Origin of the sequence: Glutamicibacter soli (genome assembly GCF_052322135.1) — a bacterium.
In the GTDB taxonomy this organism is placed as follows: Bacteria; Actinomycetota; Actinomycetes; order Actinomycetales; family Micrococcaceae; genus Glutamicibacter; species Glutamicibacter soli.
In genome coordinates this window covers 296,794-310,515 of sequence record NZ_CM125969.1, presented here as the reverse complement: position 1 = coordinate 310,515, position 13,722 = coordinate 296,794, and the positions used below count along the sequence as shown (strand labels likewise).

The 13,722-nt window shown below is 65.8% G+C and carries 14 protein-coding genes and 1 riboswitch; of the genes, 7 read left to right on the top strand and 7 right to left on the bottom strand.

Annotation, left to right across the window (positions count from 1 at the left end):
* Positions 1 to 5: 5 nt before the first annotated feature.
* A complete protein-coding gene (locus tag ACTX90_RS01545) occupies positions 6 to 1,136 on the bottom strand; it encodes a methyltransferase domain-containing protein (RefSeq protein ID WP_443442828.1) in 1,131 nt (376 codons plus the stop codon).
* A 177-nt stretch (positions 1,137 to 1,313) separates the two neighbouring features.
* Between ACTX90_RS01545 and ACTX90_RS01540 the strand changes: the two genes are divergently transcribed.
* On the top strand, positions 1,314 to 2,285 hold the full coding sequence (locus ACTX90_RS01540) for an ankyrin repeat domain-containing protein (RefSeq protein ID WP_443442826.1): 972 nt from the start codon (positions 1,314 to 1,316) through the stop codon (positions 2,283 to 2,285).
* Here the strand turns inward: ACTX90_RS01540 and ACTX90_RS01535 are convergent.
* Complete coding sequence (locus tag ACTX90_RS01535; protein WP_443442824.1) at positions 2,282 to 2,695, bottom strand: YchJ family protein; 414 nt, start codon at positions 2,693 to 2,695, stop codon at positions 2,282 to 2,284. The genes ACTX90_RS01540 and ACTX90_RS01535 overlap by 4 nt on opposite strands.
* Positions 2,696 to 2,914: 219 nt before the next feature.
* Between ACTX90_RS01535 and purS the strand changes: the two genes are divergently transcribed.
* From purS to ACTX90_RS01510, 5 genes are all read left to right on the top strand, one after another.
* A complete protein-coding gene (gene purS, locus ACTX90_RS01530; protein WP_047118085.1) occupies positions 2,915 to 3,166 on the top strand; it encodes a phosphoribosylformylglycinamidine synthase subunit PurS in 252 nt (83 codons plus the stop codon).
* Positions 3,166 to 3,918, top strand: coding sequence for a phosphoribosylformylglycinamidine synthase subunit PurQ (gene purQ, locus ACTX90_RS01525; protein ID WP_047118086.1), 753 nt, complete (start codon positions 3,166 to 3,168; stop codon positions 3,916 to 3,918). Before purS ends, purQ begins: the two co-directional genes overlap by 1 nt.
* Positions 3,915 to 6,227, top strand: coding sequence for a phosphoribosylformylglycinamidine synthase subunit PurL (gene purL / locus ACTX90_RS01520; protein WP_443442821.1), 2,313 nt, complete (start codon positions 3,915 to 3,917; stop codon positions 6,225 to 6,227). Before purQ ends, purL begins: the two co-directional genes overlap by 4 nt.
* Before the next feature lie 163 nt (positions 6,228 to 6,390).
* Complete coding sequence (locus ACTX90_RS01515; protein WP_424573316.1) at positions 6,391 to 7,452, top strand: LLM class flavin-dependent oxidoreductase; 1,062 nt, start codon at positions 6,391 to 6,393, stop codon at positions 7,450 to 7,452.
* Between the two features lie 20 nt (positions 7,453 to 7,472).
* Positions 7,473 to 8,135 (top strand): NADPH-dependent F420 reductase, encoded by a 663-nt coding sequence (locus tag ACTX90_RS01510; protein WP_443442819.1) that lies wholly within the window; start codon positions 7,473 to 7,475, stop codon positions 8,133 to 8,135.
* A 69-nt stretch (positions 8,136 to 8,204) separates the two neighbouring features.
* On the opposite strand, the gene ACTX90_RS01505 is transcribed toward ACTX90_RS01510, so the two are convergent.
* A complete protein-coding gene (locus ACTX90_RS01505) occupies positions 8,205 to 8,552 on the bottom strand; it encodes a zinc ribbon domain-containing protein YjdM (protein ID WP_443442817.1) in 348 nt (115 codons plus the stop codon).
* A gap of 199 nt (positions 8,553 to 8,751) precedes the next feature.
* Between ACTX90_RS01505 and ACTX90_RS01500 the strand changes: the two genes are divergently transcribed.
* The gene (locus ACTX90_RS01500; protein WP_443442815.1) at positions 8,752 to 9,939 is read left to right on the top strand and encodes a siderophore-interacting protein; all 1,188 of its coding nucleotides are present in this window, start codon (positions 8,752 to 8,754) and stop codon (positions 9,937 to 9,939) included.
* Positions 9,940 to 10,017: 78 nt separating this feature from the next.
* On the opposite strand, the gene ACTX90_RS01495 is transcribed toward ACTX90_RS01500, so the two are convergent.
* The 4 genes from ACTX90_RS01495 to ACTX90_RS01480 all read right to left on the bottom strand — a co-directional run bounded on the left by ACTX90_RS01495 (position 10,018) and on the right by ACTX90_RS01480 (position 13,629).
* Positions 10,018 to 11,370, bottom strand: a complete 1,353-nt coding sequence (locus ACTX90_RS01495; RefSeq protein WP_443442813.1) for an NtaA/DmoA family FMN-dependent monooxygenase — start codon at positions 11,368 to 11,370, stop codon at positions 10,018 to 10,020.
* Positions 11,367 to 12,176 carry a 3-oxoacyl-ACP reductase gene (locus ACTX90_RS01490; protein WP_443442811.1) on the bottom strand — a complete coding sequence of 270 codons (810 nt, stop codon included), beginning with the start codon at positions 12,174 to 12,176 and terminating at the stop codon, positions 11,367 to 11,369. The genes ACTX90_RS01495 and ACTX90_RS01490 overlap by 4 nt, the downstream gene beginning before the upstream one ends.
* A 61-nt stretch (positions 12,177 to 12,237) precedes the next feature.
* Positions 12,238 to 12,331, bottom strand: a riboswitch (TPP riboswitch).
* Positions 12,332 to 12,395: 64 nt separating this feature from the next.
* Entirely contained in the window at positions 12,396 to 13,001 is a 606-nt protein-coding gene (locus ACTX90_RS01485) for a hypothetical protein (protein WP_443442810.1), read from the bottom strand.
* A 4-nt stretch (positions 13,002 to 13,005) separates the two neighbouring features.
* Positions 13,006 to 13,629, bottom strand: coding sequence for a hypothetical protein (locus ACTX90_RS01480; RefSeq protein ID WP_443442808.1), 624 nt, complete (start codon positions 13,627 to 13,629; stop codon positions 13,006 to 13,008).
* Between the last annotated feature and the right edge of the window lie 93 nt (positions 13,630 to 13,722).

Sequence of the window (13,722 nt, the reverse complement as noted above, 5' to 3'; positions counted from 1 at the left end):
GGACTTCAGGCCGCGCTGCGCTGCAGCTTGACGATGACCTCGTAGTGCTCGGTCTGCGGGAACATGTCCATGACGCGGGCCAGCTGCGGGGTGAACTTGTCCAGGCGCTTGAGGTCGCGGGCCAGCGATTCGGCGTTGCAGCTGGAATAGACCAGGTGCTCGACGTCCGAATCGTTCAGCCAGGCGGCCAGCTCGGCGGAGATGCCGCGGCGCGGAGGATTCACGATGACCGCGTTAGGGGCCCATCCCGCGCCCAGCGCGTACTCGGTGGCGTCGCCGGCGATGAATTCCACGCCCTCCAGGCCCAGGCTGCGGGCACTGGTGGCGGCGGCTTCGACTGCCTCGGTGCTGGTCTCGATGCCGTGCACGGTGCGGCCTTCGCCGGCGCAGTGCAGGGCGAAGCCGCCCACGCCGCTGTACAGGTCCCAGATGCTTTCCGGATCCACGTCGTTGATCCACTGGCGGGCCTGGCGGTAGAGCGCCGCCGCGATGTGGGTGTTGGTCTGGAAGAAGCCCTGCGGGCGCAGGTGCATGGGGATGCCGTTGAGCTCGAATTGCAGTGTGGTGCGGCGCGTGAGGATGATCTCCTCCTGCCCTTCGAGCACCGCCTTGTGCTCGGGCAGGAAATTCACCGACACCACCGAGCCCGGGGGCATCTTCTCCACGAACTGCGGCAGCGAGTTGCGCAGGGCCACGAAGTGCTTTTTGGTGCGCAGCACCCAGCGGACCATGATCGCCCCGGTATCCGAGAGGGTCAGGATCACGTGCTTCAATTCGCCCTTGCGCTTGGGAACGTCATAGGGGATCAGCTTCAGCTCGTGGATGAAGCGTTCGATGACCGGGAACATGGCCCGCAGGGCGGGATCGATGACACCGCAGTTTCTCAGGTCAACACCGTGGCCATCGGCGTCGAGGATGCCGATGGTGGGGTTGTCCGTGGTGCCGGAGATGACCATCTTGGCCTTGTTCCTGAAACCCTGCTCGGGGCTCGCCTGGGCAGGCAGGAAGGTCAGCTGCCCGAAATCCGAGAGCAGCTCCTGGCAGCGGTCCACCTTCGACTGCAGCTGTCGGTCGTAGGGCACCGTCATCAGGATGCAGGAGCGGCAGCGGTCGGCGGAGAAATAAAGGCATTCCATGGTGCCTACGATTTTAGCGAAGAACCCGGGGGCGGAACGCCAAGAGTTCTCGACGCGGATTGCCCGCAAATTTTCAGCTTCGAGCGCTAAGCTCAATTGCAGATCACGTAAGTTACCGAGCAGTGTTCAACGCCGCGTTGCGGCTGCGAACGAGGTTTGCGGACCGCGAAAGGAACGATGGCACCTCGTACCGGATTCACCACGACCCGTCGCGGTGTTGCGTTGCTGGCTCTTCCGCTGGCCGCCGTCATCGGCGCCTGCACCGCGTGCGGGCCAGCGGCGCCGCAGGCCGAAAGCGTCCAGTCCAGCCCGTCGCCCTCCGCTGAACAACCTGCTTCCCCGGCGTCCTCCGCGCCCCCGGCTCCGGCCACGACGCAGGCGAAAGCCGAAGCGGAGAAGTCCGCCGCCGGCGCCGAATCGGTGGAACCCACGGCAGCACCGAAAACCACTGCCCCGGTTGCCCCTGCTGCGCCTACGGCGAGCGTTGCGCCACTGTCCTCCGGCGCGGTGGCGGGGGCGACGCTCAGCGCGCTGCCGACTGCGGCCGCCAGCCTCTCAAAGCAGACCTCGGCGCTGTACCGCGCGATCGAGGACGGCAAGCCGGATGCGGTGCGCAAGGCAGTCAAGGCCGGAGCTGATCTGCACGCCAAGGATTCCTCCGGGCGCACGCCGCTGATGCGCGCGGTGATCGTGGGAAATGCAGCCATTTGCAAGCACCTGCTGGATGCGGGCTCGGATCCGAACGCCAAGGACGATTACCAGGAGTCGCCATTCCTGCGGGCCAGCGCCTCGGGCATGGTCAGCACGCTGAGCGCATTCCTGGACAAGGGCGCCGACACCCGCTCGACCAACCGCGTGGGCGGCACCGCGTTGTCGGTGGCCGCCGAGAACGGTCAGGTCGGTTCCGTGCGGGCGCTGCTGAAGACCGACATTCCCGTCGACCACGTCAACGATCTGGGCTGGACGGCGCTGCACGAAACCATCGTGCTGGGCCAGGGAACCACGAATTCCATCACCATCGCCCGCTTGCTGGTGACCCACGGAGCGAATCCGACGCTGAAGGACCAGACTGGCTCGGATGCCTTCACGCTGGCCAAGGAACGCCAGCAGACGCAGATGCTGAACATGCTCGTCGCGGCCAGCAGCTAGTAGAGCGCGTCGAGGTAGAACCAGGCCCCGTTCTCGCGCACGAACGTGCTGACCTCATGCTGGCTTCCGCGCTGCCCGTCCTGGGAATAGTGCGCGGTGAACTCCACGACCCCGCGGGACGCCTGGGCCCCACCGGAGCGGGTCTTCACGATGTCGAGCCCTTCCCAGTGCAGGTCCTCGTCCAGCAGCAGCTCTGCCGGCCGGGTGGTTTCATGCCAGGACTGCAGCAGGTAATCGGCCAGGCCCAGCACGAAGGCGCTGTAGCGCGAGCGCATCAGCTGCTCGGCGGTCGCCGGCAGCACCTGCCCCGAGGCCCGGTGCTCGTGGAACGGCTGGCAGCATTGCGCATAGCTGGCCTGGTCCGCGTCGAGCGCTCGGCAGGGGCAGGGGTTGTCGGCTGTGATTTCCATCCGTCCAGCTTACGCGCGGCACCCGGAAATCGGTTCATGAGCCTAAAATCACATGGCGAATAACTAGGAGAAACAGTTCTAGGCCTGCACAGGCCGGTTTTACCCGTCACATTCCCGCTAGACTGGGTAGGCAAGCTCGCGGAGCGCCAAATCCCCTTGGTGTGAGACGGCACGTCTCCGTGTGGCATTTAACCCCTTCGCGCACAGGAGATACGCCGGATGCCCCGCATCGTTGTAGATGTCATGCTCAAGCCAGAAATCCTTGACCCCCAGGGTAAGGCCATTGCGGGAGCACTGCCCCGCCTGGGATTCAACTCCTTCGAGGCCGTCCGTCAGGGCAAGCGCTTTGAACTCACCGTAGACGGCGAGGTGACCGACGCAATCCTGGCCCAGGCCCGCGAGGCCGCCGAGACCCTGCTGTCCAACCCGGTCATCGAAGATGTTGTCAACGTCGAGGTCGTTGCGGACTAATGAGCACCGAACTTCCCCTGATTGGCGACTACTCGACGCCAACCGCTGAACTGTCGGGCGCCCGCATCGGCGTGGTGACCTTCCCGGGCACCCTCGACGACCGCGACGCAGCACGTGCAGTGCGCGCCGCCGGCGCCCAGGCAGTGTCCCTGTGGCACGCCGACACCGACCTGCAGGACGTCGACGCCGTGGTGATCCCCGGCGGCTTCTCCTACGGCGACTACCTGCGCGCAGGCGCCATCTCCCGCTTCGCCCCGATGATGGGCAAGATCGTGGACGCCGCGAACTCGGACGCCAAGCTGCCCGTGCTGGGCATCTGCAACGGCTTCCAGATCCTCACCGAGGCGCACCTGCTGCCCGGCTCGATGATCAAGAACGACCACCTGAAGTTCATCTGCCGCGACCAGGTGCTGCGCGTGGAGAACAACCAGACCGCCTGGACCAACGGCTACGAAGCCGGCCAGGAGATCACCATCGTCCTGAAGAACCAGGACGGCCAGTACGTCGCCGACGAGAAGACCCTGGACATGCTCCAGGGCGAAGGCCGCGTCGCATTCTCCTACGTGGGCTGGAACCCGAACGGCTCGCGCCGCTCGATCGCCGGCATCACCAACGAGGCGGGCAACGTCGTGGGCCTCATGCCGCACCCGGAGCACGCCATCGAGGCAGGCTTCGGACCGGATCACCGCGGCACCGACGGCCTGACGTTCTTCACCAGTGTTTTGACCCACCTCGTTGGAGGCAAGAAGTGAGCGAGCAGACTCAAGCATTCAACATCGACACCGTCGATAACGCGGCAGTGACCCCCGAGGTCGAGCTGCCGTGGGCCGAGCTGGGCCTGAAGGACAACGAATTCGCCGAGATCGTCAAGATCCTGGGCCGCCGCCCGACCGCGGCGGAGCTGGCGATGTACTCGGTCATGTGGTCCGAGCACTGCTCCTACAAATCCACCAAGACCCACCTGAGCCAGTTCGGCAAGAAGGTCACGCCCGAGATGAAGAAGGACCTGATGGTCGGCATGGGCGAAAACGCCGGTGTCACCGACCTCGGCGACGGCTGGGCCGTGACCTTCAAGATCGAGTCGCACAACTCCCCGTCCTACGTGGAGCCGTACCAGGGTGCCGCCACCGGCATCGGCGGCATCGTGCGCGACATCATCTCGATGGGCGCCCGCCCGATCGCCGTGATGGATCCGCTGCGCTTCGGCGCGATCGACCACGAGGATTCGCAGCGCGTGGTGCACGGCGTGGTCTCCGGCATCGGCGGCTACGGCAACTCGCTGGGCCTGCCGAACATCGGCGGCGAGACCGTGTTCGACCCGATCTACCAGGGCAACCCTCTGGTCAACGCGCTGGCAGTCGGCGCGCTGCGCCATGAGGACCTGCGCCTGGCCAACGCCTCCGGCGTGGGCAACAAGGTGGTGCTCTTCGGCGCCCGCACCGGCGGCGACGGCATCGGCGGCGCCTCGGTGCTGGCCAGCGAGTCCTTCGACGACACCAAGCCCTCCAAGCGCCCTGCAGTGCAGGTCGGCGACCCGTTCGCCGAGAAGGTGCTCATCGAGTGCTGCCTGGAGCTGTTCAAGGCCTCGCTGGTCGAGGGCATCCAGGACCTGGGGGCCGCGGGCATCTCCTGCGCCACCTCGGAACTGGCGGCCAACGGCGACGGCGGCATGAATGTCGAGCTGACCAACGTGCTGCTGCGCGACTCCACCCTGACCCCGGGCGAGATCCTGATGTCCGAGTCGCAGGAACGCATGATGGCAGTGGTTTCCCCGCAGAACGTGGAAGCCTTCGAAGCCGTTATGGCCAAGTGGAACGTCGAGTACTCCTGGCTGGGCGAGGTGACCGACGACAACCGCCTGACCATCACCTGGAACGGCGAGGTCATCGTCGACGTGGACCCGAGCACCGTTGCGGTGGACGGCCCGGAATACAACCGCCCGTACGCCCGCCCGGAATGGCAGGATGCGCTGCAGGCCGACACCTTCCGCTCCTCGGAGGCCGGGAAGAACCTTCCGACATCCGGCGAAGAGCTCAAGGCCGCCGTGCTTCAGCTGATCGCCAGCCCGAACATGTGCGACAAGTCCTGGATCACCCGCCAGTACGACCGCTACGTGGGCGGCAACACCGCCCTGGCCTCCCCGGATGATGCAGGCGTGGTCCGCATCGACGAGGAAACCGGCCTGGGTGTGGCTATCGCCACCGACGCCAACGGCCGCTACACCTACCTGGACCCGTACGCCGGCGCCCAGCTGGCGCTGGCCGAGTCCTACCGCAACGTCGCCACCTCCGGCGCCATCCCCGCGGCCGTCTCCGACTGCCTGAACTACGGCTCCCCCGAGGATCCGGACGTCATGTGGCAGCTGGCAGAGGGCATCCGCGGCCTGTCGGACGCCTGCATGGAGCTGGGTGTCCCGGTCACCGGCGGCAACGTCTCGCTGTACAACCAGACCGGCGACAAGGCCATCCACCCGACCCCGGTGGTTGCGACCCTGGGCAAGCTGGACGACGTCGCCCGCCGCACCCCGTCGGGCTGGCGCGAAGAGGCCGACGGCCAGGCCATCTACCTGATCGGCACCACCAAAGATGAACTGGACGGCTCCGAGTTCGCCAACCTGCGCGGACACCTCGGCGGCCTGCCGCCGAAGGTCGACCTGGCAGCCGAGAAGGCGCTGGGCGCGATCCTGATCAACGCCAGCCGCGACGGCATGATCGACTCGGCGCACGACCTCTCGGAGGGCGGCCTGGCCGCCGCGCTGTCCGAGATGGTGCTGCGCTACGGCGTCGGCGCCCGCGTGGCACTTGACGAGATCAAGTCCCGCGACGGCATCGACGCGTTCACCGCGCTGTTCTCCGAGTCGCAGGCCCGCGCCCTGGTGGCCGTGCCGCGCAGCGAAGAGGTCCGCTTCAACGACATGACCAGCGCCCGCGGCGTCACCGTGGCCCGCCTGGGTGTCGTCGACGCGCAGTCCGGCGCCCTGGAGGTCCAGGGCGAGTTCACCGTTTCGGTGGACGACCTGCGCGAAGCCCACGAAGGCACCATGGAAAAGTACTTCGGCTAGCCCCGACCGTACTGCCGCGCCACGGCGGCCGCTCCCACTTCGGGAGCGGCCGCCGTCGCGCATTTCCGGGCCGCCGCGCACCATCTCATCTCCTATAGTTGACACGTCAACAAGTTTGATGCATGATTGGGCTATCAACCTATTTCGGAAACGGGGACTGCAGATGAACGCCATCGAGAACATCGAATTCGGCATCGACACCTTCGGCGACGTGCCCAGCGGGCCGTCGGGCGAGCTGGTATCGCATGCCCAAGCCATCCGCGCCACGGTGCAGGAAGCCGTGGTCGCAGACCAGGCCGGCGTGGACGTGATCGCCGTGGGCGAGCACCACCGCCCTGAGTACGCCATCTCCAGCCCCGAAACCGTCCTGGCAGGCATCGCGACAGCCACCCGGAACATCCGCCTCAGCTCCGGGGTCACGGTGCTCTCCTCCGACGACCCGGTGCGCGTCTTCCAGCGCTTCGCCACGGTCGACGCCCTGTCCAACGGGCGCGCCGAAGTCATGCTGGGCCGTGGATCGTTCACCGAGTCCTTCCCGCTCTTCGGCTACGACATGGCCGACTACGAAATCCTCTTCGACGAGAAGATCAACCTGTTCAACGAGCTGCTGGGCGAGAAGCCGGTGACCTGGAACGGCACCACGCGCGCCGCGCTGCAGGACGTGGAGGTCTTCCCGAAGACCGAGTCCGGGCGCCTGAAGACCTGGGTGGGCGTGGGCGGTTCGCCGCAGTCGGTGATCCGCACCGCCCACTACGGCTTCCGCATGATGCTCGCCGTGATCGGCGGCTCCCCGGAGCGCTTCGCCCCGTACGTGGACCTGTACCGCCGGGCCAACGACCAGTTCGGGCACGAGACCCTTCCGGTGGGCCTGCACTCCCCCGGCTTCGTGGCAGATACCGACGAGCTGGCCCGCGAGCTGATGTTCGACGCCTACAAGGAACAGCGTGACCGGATCGGCGCCTCGCGCGGCTGGAGCCCGATGAGCCGCAGCGAATTCGAGCATGAAGCCGCCGAAGGTTCGCTGTACATCGGCTCCCCGGAGACCGTGGCGCGCAAGATCGCCACCACCGTGCAGAGCCTGGACATCGGACGTTTCGACCTGATCTACTCGGGCGGCGCAGTGGACGCCGGCGCCCGCCTGCGGGCCGTGGAACTCTACGGCACCAAGGTCATCCCGCTGGTGCGCGAAATGCTCGCCGAGAAGCCCGCCAAGATCAACAACTAAGCAGCCAGGAGGCAGAGAACATGGAGCAGCAGACCATCGGCATCCTCGGCGCCGGCAAGATCGGCACCGTGCTCGCCCGCCGCGCGCTGGCGGCAGGCTATAAGGTGCTCATCGCCGGATCCGGCGACCCGAGCGCCATCGCGCTGACCATCGAGGTGCTGACCCCGGGCGCGGTCGCCGTGGACCCTGCCACCGCCGCCGGCCAGGCCGACATCGTCATCCTCGCCCTGCCGCTGGGCAAGTACCGGAGCATCCCGGCCGCGCAGCTTCAGGGCAAGCTGGTCATCGACGCCATGAACTACTGGTGGGAGACCGACGGGATCCGCGACGACCTGAACACCCCGGGGGTTTCCACCTCCGCGCTGATCCAGGACTTCCTGCCGGGCTCGCGGCTCGTGAAGGCATTCAACCACATGGGCTACCACGACCTTGAGGACGAAGCCCGTCCAGCTGGCGCCGAACAGCGCAAGGCCATTGCGCTGGCCGGCGACCGTCCCGCGGACGTGGAGGAGACCAGCCGGATCATCGATGCCTTCGGCTTCGATCCGCTGCCGATCGGCCCGTTGGCCGAGGGCGTGCGGCTGCAGCCCGGGCAGCCGGCATTCGGCGCGAACCAGAACCGCGAGCGGCTGGCCGAGCTCATCGGCCTGGCCGTCCCGGCGGCCCCGCTCCCCGGACAGTAGGCGCAGAGGGAAATGCCCGCCCCTTCAACCGAAGGGGCGGGCATTGACCTAGCAGGAAAGATCCGAGACCTAGATCTTCTTCACGATCGAGGACTTCAGTTCCATCTGGCCGAAGCCGTCGACCTTGGCGGCGATGTCGTGGTCTCCGGTGCCCTGCACCAGACGGATATTGCGCACCTTCGTTCCGGCCTTCAGCGCACTCTGCGCCCCCTTGACCTTCATGGTTTTGGTGATGCTGACGGTATCCCCGTCCTGCAGGACGTTTCCGACGGCGTCCTTGATGACCGCCATGGCAGTTTCAGCCGTCTCGGCCTCGGCGTTCCATTCATGGCCGCATTCGGGGCAGACCAGCAGCGCATCCATCTGGTAGGCGTACTCGCTGGAGCAGTTCGGGCATGGCGGCAAAGTATCAGACATGGAGCTAATTTTAGTGAGCTGACCTGTTTATTGTCGACCGAATCGAATATCGGACGGAAGCGGATTCCTCTTCGCAAAGCGGGCGTTTTCCGGCTGCCGGCAGAGACCCCTGCCAGTGGGACTCGCCCTTGCCTGGCCGGTCCGATTCGCTCATACTCAGGCTAGGAGCAGTAGCCCGAACAGCGCGGGAAGGCACACCATGTCGAAGCACAAATACAACAAGTACGGCCCCCAGGTGTCCCTCTCCGCCAAGGAGGGCCTGACTCTTGAGGTGCTCAAGCTTGCCGAGAAGGCCGGAGCCCAAGCCGGGCAGGCAACAGCCAAGGAACACCTGTATCAGAGCATCGCCAGGGGGTCGCTGCTGAACGAGCAGCAGACCGACGAACTGCTGGCCGCCGCCGAACGGGCCGGGGCCGCGGCGGCGCTCACCGCGGCGCGCAAGGTCCTGGACAAGACGCTGCGCACCTCATTCAGGCCGAGCCACTACGCTCCGCCGGCTCCCGGCGCGGCGTCTGACGCAGCACCCGCTGCCGCGCAGGAGACGCGGCCGTATTCCGAAACCTACGAGGAGTCGTTGGCCCGCTATTCACCGCCGGTCAGCCACGTCGAAGCCCCTCGGCACAAGGTCGACCAGCATGTCCTGACCATCACCCGGGTGCAGAAGCTCAGCGACCAGCTGGTGCGCCTCGTGGCCAGCGCACCGAAGCTCGACGGCTACCGCTCCAACGGCGCACTGGATGAATACGTCAAGGTGTATGCCGCGGATCCCGCCCTCGGGCTGGTTCCGCCCTACGACCTGAGAGAGCTTCGCCAGCGGCTGCCGCGCGAGCAGGTGCCGCGCTCGAAGTCCTACACCATCCGCTGGATCGATCCGGTGGTCGATGAGCTGGCCATCGACTTCGTGATCCACGGCGAGCCCGGAACTGTCGGGCACTGGGCAGGCACTGTCGAGCCTGGTGCGGCGCTGGTCATTTCCCCGGCGCGCAGCAAGACCTCCATCCAGCTGGGCGCCGACTACTATGTGCTGGCCGCGGATGAAGCCGGGATACCGGCGATCTCCAAGATCCTCGAAACTCTGCCGGAGTACGCGCAGGGTGTGGCGCTGCTTGAAATTGCCGGCGAAGGAGCAATGTTTGACGTGAAACATCCCCAGGGCATTGATTTACGCTGGCTTTCCCGCGACGGCGTGCCGGCAGGACGCAGCGACGTCCTGGCCGAGGCTTTCCAGACGCTGGCGGTCCCGCGCCAAGGCCTGGGTGTCGTGGCCCATGCTGAACGAAGCACCGTCAAGGCCATCAGCCGCATCTGCGAGCGCTGGAACCTGTCGAAGCGCTCCAGCCACATTTCCTCCTACTGGACGCTGCGCGAAGGACGGCTGATGCGCTGACCGCTGTGCCGGCGGCCTGCCGGCCCCGGAGAAGAATCCACGAACGCAATCCACTTCGTTTGTCTTCCCGCCAGCGCATCACGACGCAGCTCCTAATGCGGGCCGGCGAGCGCGTCCCCCGGCCACCGGCGCCGGCAGGCCCAGATTGCCGCGCAGCGTGCGGTGCTCGTAGGCGGTGCGGAAGCGTCCGCGGCGCTGCAGCTCGGGGATCACCAGCTCGACGAAATCCGCCAAGCCGTCGGGCAGGCTCGGCGGCATCAGGTTGAAGCCGTCAGCCGCCCCGGTATCCAGCCAGAGCTCGATCTCGTCGGCGATCATCTCCGGCGTTCCGACCAAGGTGCAGTGCCCTCCCCCGGCCGCCAGCAGCCCGAGCAGCTCGCGCACCGTCGGCTGGTGGATCTCGATCAACCGCAGGATCGTCGTGTAGCGTCCGGCCGGGCCGGTGAAGTCTGCGGCGGAGGGAAGTTCGGGCACCGGTGCATCCAGCTCCCAGGCGCTGGTGTCCTGCTGCACGAATAACGCCAGCTGGGCCAGTGCCTGCTCGACGGGCAGCAGGTCGTTGAGCCGGCGCTGCTTGTCCTTGGCCTCCTCCAGCGTGCGGCCCACGTAGGCGACCAGCCCCGGCATGATGGCCAGGGCCTGCGGATCGCGCCCGGCCGCGGCGGCCTGGGACCGCACGTCCTGTGCGTAGTCCAGCGCCATCTGCCGGTCGGCGGCCACCGCGTAGATCGCCTCGGCATGGGCCGCCGCGAGCTCGCGCCCCTGGGCGGAGGCCCCTGCCTGGAACAGCACCGGGGAGCCTTGCGGCCCGTCGGGGATATTCAGCGGCCCGCGCACACCGAAGTGCTCGCCCGCGTGGTCGATGGCCGACAGCTGCCGCGGGTCGGTGAACACGCCTGCGCGGTCGGCCCGCACCGCCGCTGAGGGGTAGGATCCGAACAGCCCCCGCAGCACCGTGATGAACTCGTCGGCGCGGCCGTAGCGGTAGGCATGGTCGCCCAGGGTTTCGCGCCCGTGGTTCTGCGCCTCGGTATCCCACATGCTGGTGACCACATTGGCGCCGGCCCGGCCGCCGGAGAGCCGGTCCAGGCTGGCCAGCATGCGCGCGGCGTGGAACGGGGTGTAGAAGCTGGAGGACACCGTGCAGACCAGACCGATCCGGCTGGTCTTCTGGCTCAGCGCGGACAGCAGCGTAAACGGTTCGAAGAACCAAGTAGGACCTGCCGCCGCGGCCTCCGGGGAGACGGCTTGGCCGTCGGCCAGGAACACCGCGTCCAGCAGGCCGCGTTCGGCCAGCTGCGCCAATTCGACGTAGTACGCGGTCTCGCCCAGCCGCTCGGCCGGGGAATCCGGCGCCCGCCAGGCCGCCTGGTGGTGCCCCGCGCCGTAGATGAACAGGTTGAACCGGGCCTGCTTCCTCGATGCGCTCATCCCTTGACCAGGCCGCCGTCGACGATCAGGTTCTGTCCGGTCACCCCGCGCGAGAGCGGCGAGGCGAAGAACAGCACCGCGTCGGCGAGCTCGGCCGGCGAGGTCACCCGGCGCAGCGGGGTGCCGGAGGCGATCAGGTCGAAGACCTCTTCAGGAGTGGCGGCCGAGGCATCCGTGGTGCGCAGCAGGCCCCCGGAAACCATGTTGACGTTGATGCCTTCCGGGCCCAGGTCATCCGCGAAGGTGCGGGTCAGCGAGAGCAGCGCCGCCTTGGTCGCGGTGTAGTCGTGGTACGGGACCACTGGGTGCTGGAACAGGTTGGTGCCGATGTTGACGATGCGTCCGAAGCCCGCCTGGCGCATGCCCGGCAGCACTGCCTGGATCGCGGCGACAGGTGCGAGCACGGAACCGGCGAACTGGGCAGTGAGCTCTTCGGCGGACAGCTCGTCTGCCTTGGAACGGGCATCTGCGTTGAAGGAGAAATCCACCAGCGCGTTGTTGACCAAGGTGGTGATCGGGCGGCCGAAGTGCTCGGCCGCGGCGGCGGCCAGGTCCTTCAGCCCGGCGGCGTCGCGCACGTCGGCCTGCAATGCCAGCGCCTGTCCGGGGAATGCGGCGGCAAGTTCCTCGGCCGCCTGCGACGAGCTGCGGTAGTTGACGACGACCTTCGCCCCGGCGTCCAGAAAAGCGGCGCTGATGGCCGCGCCCAGCCCGCGGGCGCCGCCGGTGACCAGCACCAGTTGTTCCTTGAGCGGCAGTGCGGTGGTGGTGGATGCTGCGGTGTCGGTTGCTGCGTGTGCGTTCATGGTGCTCGAACTCCTTGAAGATGTGTCAAGGCGAACGGGACCCCGGCGTAGATGCGTGGCATCGAGGTATCCAGGACATTCCCTTCGCCAGTGCTAACTGGATCAGGTTCGACGGGTTTTATCTCAGCCGCATGGCGGCACCCCGTGTCACTACGTCCCATTAGTACCACAAGCCGTCCGGGACGGCCGAACACGTGTCTTCGCCGGGTGTTTCCGGAGCTACTGGATGACCTGGACTTCAAAACCCGCCGGAGCCGAGAGCTCCGGGATCAGCTCGATGACCAGATTCTCGATATTTTTCTCGTCAAGTTCGAATTCCACGACATTCGGATCTGTCGAGCACTGGACAATTTTTTGCTTCAGGGCGCTCTGCCCATCCCTGACGCGTAGGTCGATCTGGCCCACGCCTGAACAACTGAACTTGATCAAATAGGGACCCGGTAAGCCATCTGTTTCCAAGGAGAGTTCTTCCGGCGCAAGGGTTCCGCCTTGCTGGTACAGAAAGCGTGCGGCGTTCCATGCAACCAACCCTTGATATCCGCGCTGCTCGATTTCGCCCTGCCAGAATCCTATGCCGTCCATAGCGGTAGGGTCTGAGGATATTCCGACCATCGCCAGATACATCAGCGGCGGGTAGTGCAGTGCAACTTCTTGGCGGTGGGCGATCTCCTCAGGCGACGATTCCTCGACGGGTTGCTGGAATTGGAGGGTGTTTGACTGTTGCCTGGGCGATTCGCGATCTAGCGGGCCGAGCTGGGACACCGGAGTTGTGCAGGACGTGAGCGCAAGAATTACAGCTCCGAGCAGAGGCAGCATTTTCTTCATTCGCTCACTTGCCATCATTTTGGTACAGGTTGAGTTCGTAGGATCCGATGGTTTCGGGATCACCGGAAACCAAAATGCTGTAGCTCTCGGCGGATGGACCGATTTCAAACTCGCCGTGGGTGGTTGCTGCGGGGACCTCGCAGGTCAATGGGATCTCGACCGATGGCTCCATGCCAATTTCCGGAAAATCTACGTTGATGAAAACCTGCACGGCCGCGCGCCCAACACCCCAGCAACCAAATTCAACCTTGTAATCACCCGCTTCTTCCGCGGTGCCGCTCATGGATGTCGAATCGTTGATAACCTCTTGCTCGCCATTTTCGCCTATAAAGGTCGTGGATCGGAAAAATCCCGAAAGTCCCATGGCAAATTCGTCCCCATCATCACGCGTATCAAGGTCGCCGAAGATCGGGGTAGCTCGCAGAACCTGTGTTTGCAGCTCTGAGAAAATCGGAACACCTTCTTGGTAATACTTCGCGTAGGGATCGTCACCGTGTTGTTCCGCTTCCCAGGCCGAGTCATACCCGCCGAGATCTTGCTGTTCCACGGGTTTAAGCTTGGATACGGGTGTCGTACAGGCACTGAGCAGCAGTACGCCGGCCAGCAGTGGATACAGAAACTTCTTCACAGCAACATCCCGATGGTCATTCAAATCAGCATCATGCTGACCATATTTCGCCTACCGAAAGAAAACAATACTTGTCACAGCGGATTATGGCGG